This window comes from Vibrio qingdaonensis (genome assembly GCF_026191675.1).
GTDB classification, from domain to species: Bacteria; Pseudomonadota; Gammaproteobacteria; order Enterobacterales; family Vibrionaceae; genus Vibrio; species Vibrio qingdaonensis.
This window is the reverse complement of the sequence record NZ_JAKRRY010000009.1, coordinates 1-16,599: the sequence shown is the minus strand read 5'-3', so window position 1 is coordinate 16,599 and position 16,599 is coordinate 1. Positions and strand designations below refer to the sequence as shown.

General features: G+C 40.4%; 17 protein-coding genes and 1 pseudogene. 13 read left to right on the top strand and 5 right to left on the bottom strand.

The window, feature by feature from the left end; all coding sequences use genetic code 11:
- Positions 1-156 precede the first annotated feature (156 nt).
- The 6 genes and pseudogenes from MD535_RS08765 to MD535_RS08740 all read left to right on the top strand — a co-directional run bounded on the left by MD535_RS08765 (position 157) and on the right by MD535_RS08740 (position 5,923).
- Positions 157-1,398 carry an integrase domain-containing protein gene (locus MD535_RS08765; protein ID WP_265674490.1) on the top strand — a complete coding sequence of 414 codons (1,242 nt, stop codon included), beginning with the start codon at positions 157-159 and terminating at the stop codon, positions 1,396-1,398.
- Between the two features lie 175 nt (positions 1,399-1,573).
- Positions 1,574-1,801, top strand: a pseudogene (locus MD535_RS08760) (hypothetical protein); the annotation flags it as partial.
- Positions 1,802-1,809: 8 nt separating this feature from the next.
- Positions 1,810-2,877, top strand: a complete 1,068-nt coding sequence (locus MD535_RS08755) for a hypothetical protein (RefSeq protein WP_265674489.1) — start codon at positions 1,810-1,812, stop codon at positions 2,875-2,877.
- Positions 2,878-3,015: 138 nt separating this feature from the next.
- Positions 3,016-3,264: a helix-turn-helix transcriptional regulator gene (locus MD535_RS08750; RefSeq protein WP_265674488.1), complete on the top strand. Its 249-nt coding sequence runs from the start codon at positions 3,016-3,018 to the stop codon at positions 3,262-3,264.
- Positions 3,261-4,784, top strand: a complete 1,524-nt coding sequence (locus MD535_RS08745; protein WP_265674487.1) for a YfjI family protein — start codon at positions 3,261-3,263, stop codon at positions 4,782-4,784. The genes MD535_RS08750 and MD535_RS08745 overlap by 4 nt, the downstream gene beginning before the upstream one ends.
- 476 nt (positions 4,785-5,260) lie before the next feature.
- Positions 5,261-5,923 carry an inovirus Gp2 family protein gene (locus MD535_RS08740; protein WP_265674486.1) on the top strand — a complete coding sequence of 221 codons (663 nt, stop codon included), beginning with the start codon at positions 5,261-5,263 and terminating at the stop codon, positions 5,921-5,923.
- A gap of 190 nt (positions 5,924-6,113) precedes the next feature.
- On the opposite strand, the gene MD535_RS08735 is transcribed toward MD535_RS08740, so the two are convergent.
- Entirely contained in the window at positions 6,114-6,500 is a 387-nt protein-coding gene (locus MD535_RS08735) for a LysM peptidoglycan-binding domain-containing protein (RefSeq protein WP_265674485.1), read from the bottom strand.
- A 357-nt stretch (positions 6,501-6,857) separates the two neighbouring features.
- Here MD535_RS08735 and MD535_RS08730 point away from each other — a divergent pair, with 357 nt between their 5' ends.
- Positions 6,858-7,454 (top strand): DUF2913 family protein, encoded by a 597-nt coding sequence (locus MD535_RS08730; RefSeq protein ID WP_265674484.1) that lies wholly within the window; start codon positions 6,858-6,860, stop codon positions 7,452-7,454.
- Between the two features lie 5 nt (positions 7,455-7,459).
- On the opposite strand, the gene MD535_RS08725 is transcribed toward MD535_RS08730, so the two are convergent.
- The 4 genes from MD535_RS08725 to MD535_RS26295 form a co-directional block, all read right to left on the bottom strand.
- The gene (locus MD535_RS08725; RefSeq protein ID WP_265674483.1) at positions 7,460-7,675 is read right to left on the bottom strand and encodes a hypothetical protein; all 216 of its coding nucleotides are present in this window, start codon (positions 7,673-7,675) and stop codon (positions 7,460-7,462) included.
- Between the two features lie 222 nt (positions 7,676-7,897).
- Complete coding sequence (locus MD535_RS08720; protein WP_102282144.1) at positions 7,898-8,173, bottom strand: HU family DNA-binding protein; 276 nt, start codon at positions 8,171-8,173, stop codon at positions 7,898-7,900.
- Positions 8,174-8,201: 28 nt separating this feature from the next.
- The gene (locus MD535_RS08715) at positions 8,202-8,348 is read right to left on the bottom strand and encodes an adenosine deaminase (RefSeq protein ID WP_265674482.1); all 147 of its coding nucleotides are present in this window, start codon (positions 8,346-8,348) and stop codon (positions 8,202-8,204) included.
- A gap of 27 nt (positions 8,349-8,375) precedes the next feature.
- On the bottom strand, positions 8,376-8,726 hold the full coding sequence (locus tag MD535_RS26295; RefSeq protein ID WP_390902913.1) for a DUF805 domain-containing protein: 351 nt from the start codon (positions 8,724-8,726) through the stop codon (positions 8,376-8,378).
- A 265-nt stretch (positions 8,727-8,991) separates the two neighbouring features.
- Here MD535_RS26295 and MD535_RS08710 point away from each other — a divergent pair, with 265 nt between their 5' ends.
- The 6 genes from MD535_RS08710 (at position 8,992) to MD535_RS08685 (ending at position 16,446) form a co-directional block, all read left to right on the top strand.
- Positions 8,992-11,553 carry a T6SS effector antibacterial DNase gene (locus MD535_RS08710; RefSeq protein WP_265674481.1) on the top strand — a complete coding sequence of 854 codons (2,562 nt, stop codon included), beginning with the start codon at positions 8,992-8,994 and terminating at the stop codon, positions 11,551-11,553.
- A 2-nt stretch (positions 11,554-11,555) separates the two neighbouring features.
- On the top strand, positions 11,556-11,792 hold the full coding sequence (locus tag MD535_RS08705; RefSeq protein WP_265674480.1) for a hypothetical protein: 237 nt from the start codon (positions 11,556-11,558) through the stop codon (positions 11,790-11,792).
- A 57-nt stretch (positions 11,793-11,849) separates the two neighbouring features.
- Positions 11,850-11,984, top strand: a complete 135-nt coding sequence (locus MD535_RS08700; protein ID WP_265674479.1) for a hypothetical protein — start codon at positions 11,850-11,852, stop codon at positions 11,982-11,984.
- 2 nt (positions 11,985-11,986) lie between these two features.
- Positions 11,987-12,133 carry a hypothetical protein gene (locus MD535_RS08695; RefSeq protein WP_265674478.1) on the top strand — a complete coding sequence of 49 codons (147 nt, stop codon included), beginning with the start codon at positions 11,987-11,989 and terminating at the stop codon, positions 12,131-12,133.
- Positions 12,134-12,578: 445 nt separating this feature from the next.
- On the top strand, positions 12,579-15,188 hold the full coding sequence (locus MD535_RS08690; RefSeq protein WP_265674477.1) for a type I restriction-modification system subunit M: 2,610 nt from the start codon (positions 12,579-12,581) through the stop codon (positions 15,186-15,188).
- A gap of 7 nt (positions 15,189-15,195) precedes the next feature.
- A complete protein-coding gene (locus MD535_RS08685; protein WP_265674476.1) occupies positions 15,196-16,446 on the top strand; it encodes a restriction endonuclease subunit S in 1,251 nt (416 codons plus the stop codon).
- Positions 16,447-16,599 lie beyond the last annotated feature (153 nt).

Here is a 16,599-nt window from a genome sequence, read left to right as displayed (position 1 = left end):
TAGGACGTCTTTTTTTGTACCTGTAGCCCTTTAAAATTAATACCTTAACGTCCATTAGTGTTTTTTAACGTCCGGTAACTTATTCGTTATCGTTTACCCAATACGTTACCCAATGTAAAATAACCCAAAATATTGGGTAACTATACGAGGGCGAAAATGGCTAAGACCACAGGTAGAATAACGGATACCAAGCTAAAGAACGCAAAACCACAGGAGGGGGAATACACGATTTCTGTGGGTGACGGTTTACAACTGCGTGTATTGCCGAACGGAACTAAATCATGGCGCACTACTTATACAAGTCCAGAAACTGGTAAGCGTGCCAAGCTGAGTTTAGGCACTTACCCTGCCCTGAGTTTCTCCAAAGCAAAACAGCTCAACTTCGAGCATAGACAACTATTAGCTGAAGGTATTGACCCCCGAACTAAAAAAGCTCAAGAAAAAGAACAGCAAAAAGCACTCACCGAGCATACCTTTATCAATATTGCTTCCGAATGGTTTAAGCTCAAGAAAACCCAAGTTACTCAGAATTACGCTGATGACATTTGGCGTTCTCTGGAAAGAAATATCTTCCCTACCCTTGCCCAAACACCAATCAGCCAGATCACAGCCCCTATGGTGATAGAGTTGCTACGTCCGATAGAGGCAAAAGGCAGCTTAGAAACAATTAAGCGATTAAGCCAGCGTATGAATGAGATTATGGGCTACGCCGTTAACGCAGGCATTATTCATGCGAACCCTCTAACCAATATCAAAGCCGTTTTTCAAAGACCTGAAAAGAAACATATGAAGGCGATTACCCCTCAAGAGCTTCCTGAACTAATGCAAGCCATTGCTAACGCCAATATCAAGAAAACGACCCGTTGTCTCTTAGAATGGCAACTACACACGATTACACGCCCTGCTGAAGCAAGTAACGCTCGTTGGGATGAACTAGATCTAGAAAATGAGGTGTGGGTTATTCCGGCTGAACGAATGAAAAAACGAAAAGAACATCGAGTTCCTTTAACTCCCCAAATGCTCGATATACTTGAGGTCATTAAGCCGATTAGTGGGCATAGAGAGTTTATATTTCCTTCAGACAAAGATCCGAAAAAACCATGTAACAGCCAAACGGCAAATGCCGCCCTAAAGCGGATGGGCTATGGTGGCCGCCTTGTATCCCATGGGATGCGCTCAATAGCTAGTACTACACTAAATGAGCAAGGTTTTGATTATGATGTGATTGAGACTTGTCTTGCTCATGTTGATAAAAACCAAGTTCGTAGCGCCTATAATCGTACCGACTACCTAGAGCGTCGCCGTAAAGTAATGTGCTGGTGGAGTGAGCATATAGAGAAAGCTAGTCGAGGGAGTTATAGTGTGACAGGGACAGTAAATATTAAGTTAGTTGTTTAATCTAAAATTGGAATGAAAGCCAATGTTTAGGCTTTCATTTTCCCTAATTAACATCTTTGGTTATTTCAATTTTTTGTACATTATAGAGAGTATTTCCCTTAGCAGGGTTCATGAACATATTCGGCTCTTGGGATAAAACGATAAATCTTTTTAGTTTCACGTCGATCCTTTAGTCAATGAAATGAAGCTTGATATAGTCGCAGTTGAAAAAGCTGTCAGGCATCAATTACCTGGTATGTTACGAGTCTACAGTCACTACGACTACTTTGATGAGCAATTGCTTGTAATACAGGCGTGGGGAAGAAAGAGACGATATCGCCGACAAAAGCAGCTTTTTGGCGTCGACACTTTGGTATATAACCTGCTACTTTTGCTATTTGTAGCAAAAGTAGCAGGAGTTTAGATAGATTGATGTCGTATGAAAAACTTAGTCGGCTTATTAAGCCTGAGTTGGGAGAAAAGCCCCATCAACTTTTAGCTGAGTGTCTAGAGCTTAAAATACCACTTTATCATTTGATGCCCTCTAATCACTCCATTTGGTTTGGCAATAATGATGAATGCATAGAAAATTATAATTTATCAGAATTAATAACTGATAAAAACAAGAGAATGATAATTGAATTAACCATAGGAGACATTGAAACTTTTATAAATATTAATCAAGATTGTATTGATATTTCAACTTGTAGTTCAATAGTACCATCGTCTATATATAACAGTAGAGAGACTATTGAACCTTACTCAATAATTAAACATCATCTTGAGAAGGAAGAAAGGCTAGAGGTTTATAAAGCTGAAAACATCAAAAAAATATCAAATGGTGGGTTTGGTTATAAATTTAGGGTCATAACTGAACCAAAAGATAAAATCCCTGTTGAGAAATCACTTACTCCTACTGATATTAAAATATCATTAATGCGCAAGTCTAATATGGAATATTATTTTTTAATATTTAGTGCTAATATTCATTCCAACATTTATAACAAGAAGTTATTGAGTGTTAAAATAAATGACATTTTAATACATAAAGAAGACATTGTTAAGTTATCCCAAATTGAACAAGTATCGAAAATACCTTCAACTTCCTATTATTGGGTTCCTCCTAGCTACCATGAACATAAGGAACTTTGCACGTTAGCTTATATTGGATATGCTATTTTTGAAGCAGGAACTATTGATATGCCCAACAGTAGTGAGGAGGGTAAAAAATTATTGAAGCAACTATTAAACTATTCAAACGAGAAACAAGCCATATTTGCATTTATCTTAATAAATACATCCCTTAGTCATTCAGTAAAAAGGGCAAATAAAGAACAATGGGAAGGTCGAGATAAAAAAGAATTTATCCCTCAGATCAAGTATTTAATGAAGATTGAGTCAGAGTTAACTGATTGGGAGAAGATAGATGAGATCACAAAACTAGACTTTTCCGATGACTATGACGACTTTGCACTTAATTATATTTCAAACCCGTCATAAGTTATTGATTTTAGATTTATTTATTCCCTCCCTCCCCTAAAGGAGGTGGAGGGAGCTCAAAGGAGAAGTAGCTCCCTCGTAAGAGATATTTTATTTAGGTAGAGTCACCATGAACTTAACTTGAGAAGGGAATAGAACATGCCCATGAACCAATACCAAACCGTCACTGATCGTATTGTTCGCATCAAAGAGCTGACTCAACTTACGGGTCTCTCGCGCAGTACTATATACGACAAAATCAACTCTCGCTCACCGCGATACGATGCTACTTTTCCAAAAAGCCTTAAACTTGGCTCTCGCGCTGTGGGATGGTTATCGACTGACGTTTCAAGATGGATTGAGTCCAAAGTCTTAACACATCAAGTTGAAGGGGAGTTAGAGCGATGAGCACAATACCTCCAATTTTAGCGGGTAGTACTACTTATTTTCCTTACTTATCTAAGGCGCCTTATCTTTATGGTGAATCTATTATTTATAAGGCAGTAGATAACCTAAATCAAATAACCCAGACAGCAAAAGAGATGAACCTCTCAGCACTTCTAGCAGCGGCTTCTGTCAGTTTACAAGGGATAATCGATGTGGAGAACCCTATATCAGGAAAAGTTGGACCTGTTGTTTTGAATATATTGTGTATAGCTGGCTCAGGCGAACGAAAATCATCACTCGAATCTCAAGTTTTTAAAGGACTAAAAAAGTTTATACGTAATGATGTGGAGCGCTTAATGCGGGAAGATATCAAGTTTGATATTGCTATGGGTGAGTATAAAAAAGAGCTGAAAGATTTGAAGAGAGAGCTTAAGAAGGCTTTACCTGAAGAGAAAGAATTTTTTATAGAGGCGCTAGTTTATCATCAACTAGCTAAGCCGCAGTCACCAAAACCAAGGCTAATAAAATTCGAAGACGTTACCCCTCAGTCATTGCAATCAGAAATGCAAGGTATTGGAGCAAATGCTATCCTCAGTTCTAGCGAAGGTGGGAAGATACTCAATAGCCCTTTAGTAAGGAATACTAGCTTTCTTAATGACCTATGGAGTGGCGAGTCAACATATATTAGCAGAAAGTCAGAAGACTCAACAACCATAGAGGAGGGTCGCTTAACCGTATCAATTATGACTCAGCCAAGTACGATTGAGCGATTTATTTCAAGCTCTAAAGATGATCCAAGAGATAATGGTTTTTGGTCTCGATTTCTAATAGCATCCCCGCCATCTAAGTGTGGAGAACGACACTCTTATGGAATCAAGGTGCCAACCGAAGCAATTGATGAATTCAATGAGCGTGTATGCGAACTGCTTCAGTTCTTACCTATAAGGGGTGATGAATACGAAAGGCGCATCGTAAAATTCTCGTATGATGCAAGAAAAACGATAATTAATATTTCTAATGATATAGAGACTAACATGAAGCTTGGTGGACGTTTTGAACATGGGAAGGACCATGCTTCCAAGCTTGTCGAAAATATTACTAGGGTCGCTGCAATCTTGCATTGCTTTGAGGAATACTCGGAGAGTGAACCTATCTCAGAGATACCAACCACGACGCTGTGTGATGCCATTAACATCGTCGCCTATTACTCGTCTGAATTTATGAGGTTATTCTGCGCACCACCCAAGTATGTGCTTGATGCTGATTTACTCATGCATTGGTTTGCGGACAGAAAGATAAATCATGGGCTTCGTTATATCCCTCATAACTATATCTTACAGTACGGTCCAAACGGTTTAAGGAAGAAAAAAACTCTAGATGCAGCTTTAGATTATTTGGAAAACGAACAAAGTTTTTCTAAGGTAATGATTAGTAGGAAAAAGTTCTTTGATTTGTACCCTGAATACCAATTTGATCACAATAAATACAATATGGATTTATCAATAACAACAGCTAGCCCGGTTAGTCGTCATAGTTGCTAGCTTTAATCATTCACTAGAGGTGATAAAAGCCTCTTGTAGCTTGTCGTTATTTGAATTTTTTTTGAGAATACAGGCTTATCACGTCAATCTCTTACCCAATGATAACAAGAGGTTGTATTAATGGTAGTCCTGCAAGTTTAAAGAAACCGACAATTAATAATATTAACAAAAGTATAATGTATATAAATTTAAATAGTTTCATTTCTTAGATTCCTTTTAAATTAAATGCCTCATATAAATTAACTTCGGAGTTGTTTGTGATGAGCTATTTCAAATAATAACCAATGATTGTTTTGTTTTTTAATCTTTGTTTTATTATCGTTCGGATCGGTTATTGGTAATATACATCTAACAATCAATAATATATTTGAACTAATACATTAACACTAACCCAATAGTAATACCTTGATGCATATATTGAGGTATGTGCTAATGCACGTTTATATTAGTTAAAAATAAGATTAATGAGGATAGGTATGGAAGATATTAATTACCCTATTTTTACTCAATACGTACATAACAAGGATTACTTGTTATCAATACAGAAGGTATTTAATAAAGCATTAGCCAATAACAGTGCACGTGTTTTAATGTTTCGAGTAGATTTACGCTTACCATCAACCTGCTCTATTGATGGTTATGGTTTATATAATTTGAATCCGATGACGTTATTTATAGAGTCATTACGCAGTCAAATTGAAGCTGAACGTAAACGTAAGCAACGTTTCGGTCAAAAGGTACACGCATGTCCAGTGCGTTACATTTGGGCAAGAGAGCGTAAGAGTGCTGAGAAAGATCATTATCACGTAATGATTATTGTCAGTAATGAGTACTACAGTGGCGTGGGTGATTATACGAGGCTTAACCCTGAGCACTTGAGCGGTAAAGTCTACACGGCTTGGGCAAGAGCCATGCAGAACATGGAGAGGAGGTTATTTCTATTGTCCTTGTCAGATGACGTGGAAAATTACATGCCGCTTGTGGAGTTTCCAGATAAGTCGGGATACGTGATCAGACGTAATCAACTGGGTTGGCAAGAAAAGTTATTCGAGGCCTATGTGAGGGCAACTTACTTAGCTAAGCTTGACACAAAGCATTATGGCGAAGGACATCGTTGTTTTGGAACAAGTAGTAATTAAAGGGGAATTTTTTTAACAACTGCGTATCACACGCACACATTTTTATTTCGGTCAGACTGTGTTTATTCAAGACTGTCAGCCTTAGTGCTCGGTGAAAGGTAAATTGTATTTCCTTTAAGCACAGCCGTTCATAAACTAGGGATAGGGTTCTGGTAATTGAACAGCAGAACCCCGTCTTTACTAAAAAATACTACTTAACGTTAATCGTGCTCCCAATAAGCAATAGATTAGGATTAGAAAGTTGCGGGTTAAGCTGTGTTAATGCACCCACTCCCATACGGTGCTCTTCAGCAATGCTATATAATGTATCGTTTTCTTTTACGACATAGCGCATACTCTTCTGCTCTTTCTCTTTTGTTTGGTCTGTCAGAAGTTTATTAGTTTGCTGGTTCGCCATTTGAATAGCGCGCTCTTGCTTTTGCGTTTTTTGCTCAACTTTTTCGATTTGAGATTCGAGTTGAGTAATTTGTTGCTGTTGTTTTTCTTGTGCTGCGATTAAATCATCATTAGACGCACAGCCACTCATTGCAAGTGCTGATAACGTTGTTAGTGATAAAGCGATATGTTTTAAGTTCATACGGTAACCTTGGTTATTTAATTGAATGCTTATTATCTAAAAGCCATGACGCAATGCAAACAAGTTCGACTATGCCTCCAGAGGCTGGGCTAAATGTATCAAATTGACTAGCCTTGACGTAATGATGATTGATTCTAATTTGCTTTTTGTGTAGAGAAAGGATGTTACGACTACCATTTAATAGTTTGTGTAGAGCAATTAATCTATCAAGATAGAAATACGAACTTTATGGCGCGAATTGATCGCTATCGAATTAGAGCTATATCCACACTTTGCCACCCAAAAAGCTCTAATAAATACGATAAACTAGGACGAATGATACCCTCTTAATAATTCAGGTCTCGTTGAATAGATAAAATGAATACAAACCTTAAACACTACCAAGCCCTTGATGAGCTTGTAACCAATGCACTTCTCGCGCTGTATTGCACCATGAGTCAACAAGGCGGATTTTGGACAGTAAAAAGAAGAAATGAACAGTTAGTGAAGTTCATCAAACCCAAAGTAAAACAACCTCAGTTCTCAACCTGTAAAAATGAACTCAAAACGATGCTTAGCATTGGTCGTAGTCCAACTGGTAACCTTGAACACAAGCTGTGGGATGTGAATCGACTCAATCTTGAGTATCAATCCAAATTCTCACAAGCTGATGAGCTCTATATCATGCTAACGGGATTATTTGAGCGACATCAATTCCCATCGATGTTGGAAGCACCAGAAAAAGAATTCGAACAGGACACTCTTTACCTGAAAGAAAAAAACGTAGAGCAAAGCTTTGATGACGATAACAAGCAAATTAAGCCATTAACGATGACCGTAAAAACCCATCGTTTGGAAGTGTTAACCGAAGCGCTGCAAGCCAACGGCATTTATCGTGTTGACATTAACGGTATAAATGAAGATGGAGCCACTCACCTTTTACTGCATAGAAAAGAAATGAATGGCAGAGATTGAACCCGTCAAGCGCCAAACGGTTGCTCTTTTTTGCCTTGGGTGTATTGATGTGCCACTAAATAGCCATTTTCAACCTTAATCGAAAGCTTTCCCATATGGCAACGGACTCCAAAGCTTGTATGACCCAATAAATCATAAAGGGATTGAGCTTTCTCTATACGCAATTCAGGCTTACGCATGAACCTTTTGAAGTTGGCATTCACGAGGCTAGGTTTTGACATGGTCTCTTTACTTAATACTGAAAATATCGTGGAGATTAATAAAAATGATGTGCTCAGCTTTTTAGTTACCACTGTACCAACTATTTTATACCAGACGAATCATGTATTAACAGGACGTGTTGCTGGCAATCATACTCGACCAATAAGCATCGTCCACAGTGTTACGTTAACTGGTGATTGGTCATGCAGAAGGTAAGCACCTTCCACATTACAAATTTGAGATTATGGATTCAGTGCATCTTTCAGTGCTTTACCCGCTTTAAAGGTGGGAGACTTGCTGGCTGAAATCTGAATTGGCTCACCCGTTCTTGGATTGCGCCCAGTACGAGCTGCACGCTCTGTAATTTTAAAGGAACCAAAACCAAGAAGTGCTACCTCTTCACCTTGCGCTAGAGACTGTTCAATCCCTTGTGTAATAGCATCCAGTGCATCGTGCGCTTGTTTTTTGGTGATGTCGGCTTGCTCTGAGATAACATCGATAAGTTGGGTTTTATTCATTTGAATGTCCTATGGTTGTTTTAGTCGTTTAAAGCTCGAACTGTTTATCAAATTCTTGTTGCTCTTTCCATTGTTCAATTTTCTTACGTGTCTGATGGGCCGTGACATCACTCTTTACACGCTTTAGTTTTGGTGCGCTCTCTACGTATTTCTTAATCTTAGTTTTCTTTGTCATGACATTTCCCTCCGCCAACAAACGACATTAATGTTTCCACACTCTAGGGTTCGGCCCAAAGCGGTTGTGATAAGGCTCCCCTTTCTTTAAAAGACCATAAAGTAGGAATAACGTTCCAAGTACCGGAACCAGCCCCATGAATAACCACCTCAAAGAATACCCAGAATCATGAAGGCGTCGACAGGAGGATGAGATGAGTGCTGGACAAGTCATTACGACATAACCTAAAAGAGCCGCTTCGCTAAACCAGTAGGAAACCACGCCATACACCAAGAATAAAGTGATGATTATATGAATGATTAGAAAGCACCAGAAGCTTCGACGAGTGAGACGCCCACTAAGCCGAAAACTGTGTCTTAGTACTTTTAGATACTCCACCACCTTCCCCTCTTAAAAATTCCCATAAAAATCAACTTGCTTTAAATAGAATAGCACCATGGCTCCATGTTGCATTAATTAAAGTGACAGGGCGACTGGCTGTGACAGCTCTGTCACTTAGTTCATCTTAAACCGTTAGCTAATGGGAGTGAGCAATAGTAAATGTGATGTCTATTCAATCAATTTAATATATCAACCATGGATGCGCCGACAAGATATGGGATAATATTACTCTCATTACCTTATTTCTCAGCAAGGACTCACTTTGGGCTACAAAACGGTTGAACTCATTCACTTGATGACACACGAATTTCTACAAGTCGAAGGTGACTTTGAATCCTTATCTGAGCGTGAGTTAAAAGATGTCATACCCTCTGGGATGGGCTATCGCCAATTCATTGAGCAATTAAAGCAAGGTCACCTGCTACTTCTTAATGACTCTCCACGGGCTCCGCTGCTAATGAAGGATAATAACGCATTAAGCAGCGCGACTTGGGGTTTGAATACCCATGTCAGTAATAACATTGAACCAGCCGCTCAAAAAGCGTTACTGGTACGTACACAAATGAGTGGTGGCACGTCAAGTGGTACTCAAAGCAAAAGCCTTCATCCCCCTTTACCGATGCCCACTTACATCCCTGAGCGGCCTCGCCCTGATGATTCAGACGAGCCGCCTACACTAAAATACGAATACAATATTGATATTGCTTGCTCTCACGATGCCTTTCATCGCAATGTCGGCTGCTCCTTTGCTCTGGCTAAAACAAAAAAAGAGGCCATGCTCGGTCGCTGGAATGAAAGCAAAATAGAGGAAGGGACACGTTACACCTTGTTAACGGCATTTGATGAGCCTAAAAAGCTGGTGGGACAAGTCGCTTCAATCTCAATGGGTATCTCTCCTAACCAACCCGTAAAAATGAGAACGATAGGAAGCAGTGTCGCCTTAGAGGGCTTTATTCCTGTCACACCCGCCGTGCAATTGGGCGAGCGTTTAGGTTACCCAACAGAAGGTTTTTATTATCACATTCATGACGGCAAACTGATTCAAGAGTACAGAATCCTTGGGGATAAAAAGTGGAGTTTTTATGCCACTCGCTCTATGCACCATCGTCTTGACTCCGAGAGAGGCTATAACATTGACCAAACCGCTATCTTGGTCTTTTGGAAGCTCAAAGGGAAAGTGGTTGAGAATCAACACCTGATTTATCTCGACAGACAAATCACTCGGGGTGAGCTTGATAGTTTAAATGATGAATGGCTAGATGAGCACGGTGTTTCGCTTGATATACCAGAGCTACTTACTGCAACGAAAAAAGCCATCCAGACACGCAATGACTTTATGGCAACGAAAGAAGAGACCCAGCCTCTCCCTCACCACATTGTTCAAACAGACCCAGAAACAGGGCAGCGTGAAACGTGGATGAGCATTGCACAAAAGTATGCATTAACGCCTAAGACGCTACTGACACTCAATCCACAGTATGATGCCGACCCCATGTCATTGGCCGTTGGTCATTCACTCAACGTCACTCAAAATGCGGAAGGCCCGAAAGCAAAACCCTCGTTTTTCGCTAGTCCACCAGCAAAACCAGAAAAAGTGAATCAGCCATCAAATACGTATTATGAATTCTCGGAATCTTATCTTGCTGACACGCACGTTAAAGCGATTAACCATGAACACTTGATTGAAAAAGACATCCCAATCGTCAACTTGAAAGAGGTGACACCGAGTAAGGTGTTTGCGAAATCTTGCCAACTACCGCAAGGTTGTATTGACGCAGGCGTTATAGAAGAGCCCATTCAAAACTTTGGGCCTTGGTCATTCTTTTTTGGACAAGCGCAAGCTCATCCATTGGTTATCCCTGCTATTCAGGCCACACAAGCTCAAATAGCGATGGGGGCGACCGCCTTTATGGCAGGACAACCTAAAACGAGTGCATCAGACTCTACAGCCACTGAACTCGAAAAGCTGGCGGGCACTTTGAAAGATAAGCTGGTGGAGAGCTACCGCTGGAAAGTCGATGGGATCAGTGCGTTATTTGCTATGCAGCAGTCTTTGTTAGGGGATGGTACGCAGTATAGTGATAAGGAATTAAGGCAGCTCAGCACGGTACAAAGTCGACTTCGTGTTCACATTACAGAGCCAAATGAAGGTGAATACTACCCGAATGTGAAAGCCTACCATGTTGATGATACGCGCATTCCAGTGAAGTACGTCGCGCAAGATGATAATAACCAGCTCTCCGTTCAGCTAGAAAACGAGGGACCCATTATTTATTGGACGCCAGCAGACAGTGGCGACCCAAATTGGCAAAGCACACCAAGTCAAGATGATGGTTTTGAACTGGAAGATATACGAGTCACGCCGATTCATTCTGATGAAACGACAGTCACCGTCACTCCAATGCCAGAAGAGAAAGATTGGCGCGATGCGATTTTAGTGTTTCCAGAGAGTTCGGGCATAACACCACTTTATATTGTATACAGTGAAAATGCTTACTCATCAGGATTTAAAACATTTTTATCTCCAGATTCATATCCTGGCGTTTCGAGAGCTCGCCATTTTCAAGAAGCTAATGAGAATCTTTTGAAAATGATAGAGTCAGATCAGGGCTTTGCAAGTCAAATGGAATCGCTAAATATTAAGCTGGAGAGAACAGCCACGGGGTTAGCTCCTAGACGACCACCCAAAGGTTGGACATGGCACCATGAAAGAGAAAAAGGCAGTATGGTATTAGTCCCAAGAGAACAACACACTATTGGTAGTGATGAGTGGGGAGTCCTTCATCCAGAAAACAAGGGGGGATATTCAATATGGGGAAAATAAAAATGAAATTAAAAGAATTAATACTTGATTTAGAAAACCTAGACCCTGAGTTAACTATTTACATCGACGGAGCATGGAGTCCTGAATCTAATATCTTACTTTGCTTCGAGCCAGAAGATGGAAGCTCACCCAAAGAATACGAATACTTTTTAGAAGTCTTCATATTACAAGAGTTATTTGAAAGTACGCCTGATATTACTGTAGAAAGAATTATACAGTATGCTTTGTATGATGCTTAAGGTGTTAAAAACGCAGTTACAAGACAAAAGATGCAGTAATAATGAGGATACCATTTCATGCAAATCAAAAAAGATGGCAAAGGTCAATTGTATATCGAATGGCAACAAGCCGCTGGTGGCTATAAGCGTGCTTGGGTTCAGCACAGAGAGCCCGACAGAGATTGGGCCAACACGCCAGAGGGCGTTACTTAAATGTGGTTCGTATTGCTGAATTAGGTGCAGGCCCAGCAGGCAATGCTACGGATTTCCCTATTTTTAGCCCCCTTTCTGATGAACAGATCCTCATTGCTTTTGTTACCTCTGTTTCTGCGATTACAGGTTGCGAGCTCAAAGATGAATGACTCTTATGCTGCTGAGCATGATTTAGTAGGCATTTAGAGCTATACAGTTAAAGCATTCGGATCTGATTTGAACCATGAATACGGTTTTGCTTCGACATATCCCGAATATCTGTTTAGCCACGCAGTCTAGATAGTAGTTTATCTCCTCCGTTTCAGATTTATCAATTTGATCAAATCATCGACTGACAGAGACAACCTTCATCATTGTCTATTATCTAATTTTCCCATATTCTCTCACCATTAAAACCATCAGTAGAATTGGCGAGCGAAGAAAGACTTCCTAGCTTCAAAGTCGGTGGATTTTGGCGTTTAAGAGTGAAATTCTTGAAGCATGGGGACAAGAGCAAGAAGCTTAGGTTTAACTGAGCCCCCAAATACAATATTACTTACATGTGCCGACTGTTTTCACGATGTCGGTCAATAGTTGAAATGAATTGAGCAGAATATGAATAAGCAACAATTAGCGGCAAAAATCTGGGAATCAGCGAACCAGATGCGTTCAAAGATCGAAGCAAACGAATACAAAGACTACATCTTAGGTTTCATCTTTTATAAGTACCTCAGCGATCAACAGGTGCAGTTTGTCACCAAAGAAGGGATGACGCCCGATGAAATCAAAGCGCTAACTGAAGAAGATGCTGAAACAGTCAAGTATATTCAAGATAACCTTGGCTATTTTATTGCTTACGAAAATCTGTTTTCAACGTGGGTTGATCCAACGTCCGACTTTGACGAGTCAAACGTGCGTGATGCGCTTTCTGCTTTTAGCCGTTTGATTTCTCCTACTTACAAAAAGTTGTTTGAAGGCATCTTTACTACCCTAGAAACAGGGCTAAGCAAACTTGGTGAAAGTGCGGGTAAGCGAACTAAAGCTATCAGCGACTTGCTGCACTTAATCAAAAGTATCCCTATGAACGGTCAGCAAGGCTATGACGTTCTGGGTTACATCTACGAGTACCTGATTGAAAAATTTGCGGCTAATGCGGGTAAAAAAGCTGGAGAGTTTTATACGCCTCATGAGGTCTCGGTTCTCATGTCGCACATCATTGCTCATGAACTCAAAAATAAAGACACCATTGAGATTTACGATCCAACGTCCGGCTCTGGCTCACTCCTTATCAATATTGGTGAGGCCGTCGAAAAATACGCTAAAAACAAAGACAGCATTACCTATTATGCACAAGAGTTAAAAGCGAACACATATAACCTTACCCGTATGAATCTCATCATGCGTGGTATTAAAGCCAGCAACATTAAAACCCGCAATGGAGATACTCTAGAAGACGATTGGCCATACTTCGATGAGAACGACCCACAAGGCACTTACGATGCCTTATACGTGGACGCCGTTGTTTCTAACCCGCCGTATTCACAACAATGGGACCCGAGCTATAAAGATAGCGATCCTCGTTATTCGCGTTTTGGTCTAGCCCCAAAAACTAAAGCCGATTTTGCCTTCCTATTGCACGATCTCTATCACCTAAAGCCCGATGGTATTATGACCATTGTATTACCTCATGGGGTGTTGTTCCGTGGTGGTGAAGAGGGGGAGATCCGCAAGCAGCTTATTGAGCAGAACCACATTGATGCCATTATTGGTTTGCCGGGTAATATCTTCTTTGGTACAGGTATTCCAACCGTGATCTTGGTGCTCAAGCAAAAGCGTCAGAATACCGATGTATTGGTTGTTGATGCGTCTAAGCACTTTATTAAAGAAGGCAAAAACAACAAGCTGCAAGCGAGCGATATTAAACGCACTGTTGATGCCGTGATCAATCGAGATAGCATCGATAAATTCTCGAAAGTAGTGAGCAAAGAAACCTTACGCAATAATGGTTACAACTTAAACATACCACGCTATGTGGACTCTTCAGCTGCGGCTAAAAGCTGGGACTTACACGCCACCATGTTAGGCGGTATTCCTAACAGTGAGATTGATGAACTCAATCCATATTGGCTTGCTTTTCCTGAACTACGCAGCACCTTGTTTGCGACTAAATCTTCTGCGTACAGTGAGCTGGCAATTGCTAAAGACGCAGTCAATACAAGCATTAGTAGTCATACACAGGTGGTTGAGTTTATAGCAGCTTATAAACAAGCTTTTGCTGGGTTTGATGACGACTTAAACACCAAACTCATTAAAGGTTGGCAAGGGGTTAACCGTAATCAACAAGAAGCTTCATTAAGTGTTGAACTTTTTAACCGCCTAAGTCCTATTGCTTTAATCGACAAATATCAAGCCTACCAGCTTCTAAACAACCAATGGCAAATCATTAGTGCCGATTTAGAAATGATGCAAACGGAAGGTTTTGACGCGACTAAGCAAGTTGAACCGAATATCGTTATCAAAAAGAAAAACGGTAAAGATACTGAGGTACAAGATGGCTGGAAAGGTCATATATTACCTTTTGGTTTAGTGCAAAAAACTCACTTAAGTGATGACCTAGCAGCACTGGCTAAACAAGAGAGTCGTTTGGCTGAAATCTCAAGTTCACTTGAAGACATTTTAGAGTCCTTAAGTGAAGACGATAAAGAGTTAGATACCGTCAAAGAAAGCAAAGATGCTTTTGTTAATGCTGAAGTAGCAAAGGCTGCTAAGGCATTCTTGAAAGAACAGAAAGACAGTAATGTTAAGTTCAATGAAGATAGCCTTGTGCCTGAAGAAAGCTATAAGGCCAAGATTATCCGCGCTAACAAACTTATCAATGAAGAAAAAGCGCTGAAAAAAACAGTGAAAGAGGCGACAACTAAACTGCACCTTAAAACCAAAACCACCATTGAAGGCTTAAGCGACGAGCAAGTAAATAACCTGCTGAACCTAAAATGGATCGATCCATTAAGTAGCGAACTATCTGCGATGCCAAGCAGCTTGATTGCCCAGCTTACTAATAAGGTACAAGTCCTTACGAATAAATACGCTGTAACCTATTCGCAAGTCGCGAGTGACATCAAAACCACCGAAGGTGAATTGTCGGAAATGATGGATGGGCTTACTGGTAACGAGTTTGATATGCAGGGCTTAGCTGAACTGACTAGTTTGTTGAAGGGCGAATAGGATGAGTGTGGAAAAGAAAGTTCCTGAGATTCGGTTTGCAGGGTTTGGTGGAAAGTGGGAGGAGAAAGAGCTGGGTACTGATGTTACTGATATTATTGGTGGAGGTACTCCTAGCACTTCAGTATCTGAATTTTGGGACGGTGATATCGATTGGTATTCGCCCACTGAAATTGGCGACAATGTGTATGCTGAAGGTAGCCAGAAAAAAATTACGGCTCTAGGCCTTAAAAGTTCATCTGCAAAGATACTTCCGGCTGGTAGGACGGTTCTATTTACTAGTAGAGCTGGCATCGGGGATATGGCTATTCTTACTAAGCCTGGCTCTACGAATCAGGGCTTCCAATCTTTTGTCATCAAAGAGGGCTTTTCGCCTTACTTCATTTATTCCTCAGGTAAACAGATTAAGGAGTTTGCACTTAAACATGCGTCAGGCTCGACGTTTTTAGAGATTTCGGGTAAGCAACTTGGACGAATGGAGATTCTGATACCTTGCGAAAAAGAACAAGCAGCCATAGGAAACTACTTCCAAAAACTCGATGCGCTAATTAACCAGCATCAACAAAAGCATGACAAGCTCAGTAGCTTGAAAAATGCGATGCTGGTAAAAATGTTTCCCAAGCAAGGTGAAACCGTTCCGGAAATCCGCTTTAAGGGGTTTAGTGGGAAGTGGGAGGATATTGGCTTACTGGAAAGTATCGAAAGGGTCATAGACTTTCGAGGCCGTACACCTAAAAAACTAGGCTTAGATTGGAGTCCTTCAGGATATAGAGCATTATCGGCTTTAAATGTTAAGCAAGGCTATATTGATTTTTCAATTGATCCTCATTTCGGTGATCAAGAGCTGTATGATAAATGGATGAGTGGTTCTGAACTCCATCAGGGGCAAGTTCTTTTCACGACTGAAGCTCCAATGGGGAATGTTGCGCAGGTACCTAATGCTGATAAATACATTTTAAGTCAGAGAACAATTGCTTTTGTAGTTAAACCAAAAGTTATTACTGATGCCTTTCTCGCAGTTTTGTTAAGAAGTTCCAAAGTCTTTAGAGAGCTTTCAGCATTATCAAGTGGTGGGACTGCAAAAGGGGTAAGTCAAAAGGCTTTAGCCAATTTAAATGTTCTTATACCAAGTGATTTAGATGAACAAACAGCTATTGGCAACTACTTCCAAAAACTTGATACGCTGATCAACCAACACCAACAACAGATCACCAAGCTCACTAACATCAAGCAGGCTTGCTTGAGCAAAATGTTTGTTTAAGGAATGACCATGACCATTTTTAAAACCGAAGCAAAATTTGAGCCGGCTTTTATTGAGGTTCTTATCCAAAAAGGATGGGAGCCTGAAATACTCAAAAACAAAACTGAGGCCGAGTTACTGCAAAACTGGGCAAACATTTTGTTTGAAAACAAC

Coding starts and splice junctions, on each gene's coding strand:
- MD535_RS08765 (WP_265674490.1), top strand. CDS start 157: ATGGCTAAGACCACAGGTAGAATAACGGATACCAAGCTAAAGAACGCA.
- MD535_RS08740 (WP_265674486.1), top strand. CDS start 5,261: ATGGAAGATATTAATTACCCTATTTTTACTCAATACGTACATAACAAG.
- MD535_RS08730 (WP_265674484.1), top strand. CDS start 6,858: ATGAATACAAACCTTAAACACTACCAAGCCCTTGATGAGCTTGTAACC.
- MD535_RS08745 (WP_265674487.1), top strand. CDS start 3,261: ATGAGCACAATACCTCCAATTTTAGCGGGTAGTACTACTTATTTTCCT.
- MD535_RS08705 (WP_265674480.1), top strand. CDS start 11,556: ATGAAATTAAAAGAATTAATACTTGATTTAGAAAACCTAGACCCTGAG.
- MD535_RS08700 (WP_265674479.1), top strand. CDS start 11,850: ATGCAAATCAAAAAAGATGGCAAAGGTCAATTGTATATCGAATGGCAA.
- MD535_RS08715 (WP_265674482.1), bottom strand. CDS start 8,348: ATGACAAAGAAAACTAAGATTAAGAAATACGTAGAGAGCGCACCAAAA.
- MD535_RS08755 (WP_265674489.1), top strand. CDS start 1,810: ATGTCGTATGAAAAACTTAGTCGGCTTATTAAGCCTGAGTTGGGAGAA.
- MD535_RS08750 (WP_265674488.1), top strand. CDS start 3,016: ATGCCCATGAACCAATACCAAACCGTCACTGATCGTATTGTTCGCATC.
- MD535_RS08720 (WP_102282144.1), bottom strand. CDS start 8,173: ATGAATAAAACCCAACTTATCGATGTTATCTCAGAGCAAGCCGACATC.
- MD535_RS08735 (WP_265674485.1), bottom strand. CDS start 6,500: ATGAACTTAAAACATATCGCTTTATCACTAACAACGTTATCAGCACTT.
- MD535_RS08690 (WP_265674477.1), top strand. CDS start 12,579: ATGAATAAGCAACAATTAGCGGCAAAAATCTGGGAATCAGCGAACCAG.
- MD535_RS08725 (WP_265674483.1), bottom strand. CDS start 7,675: ATGTCAAAACCTAGCCTCGTGAATGCCAACTTCAAAAGGTTCATGCGT.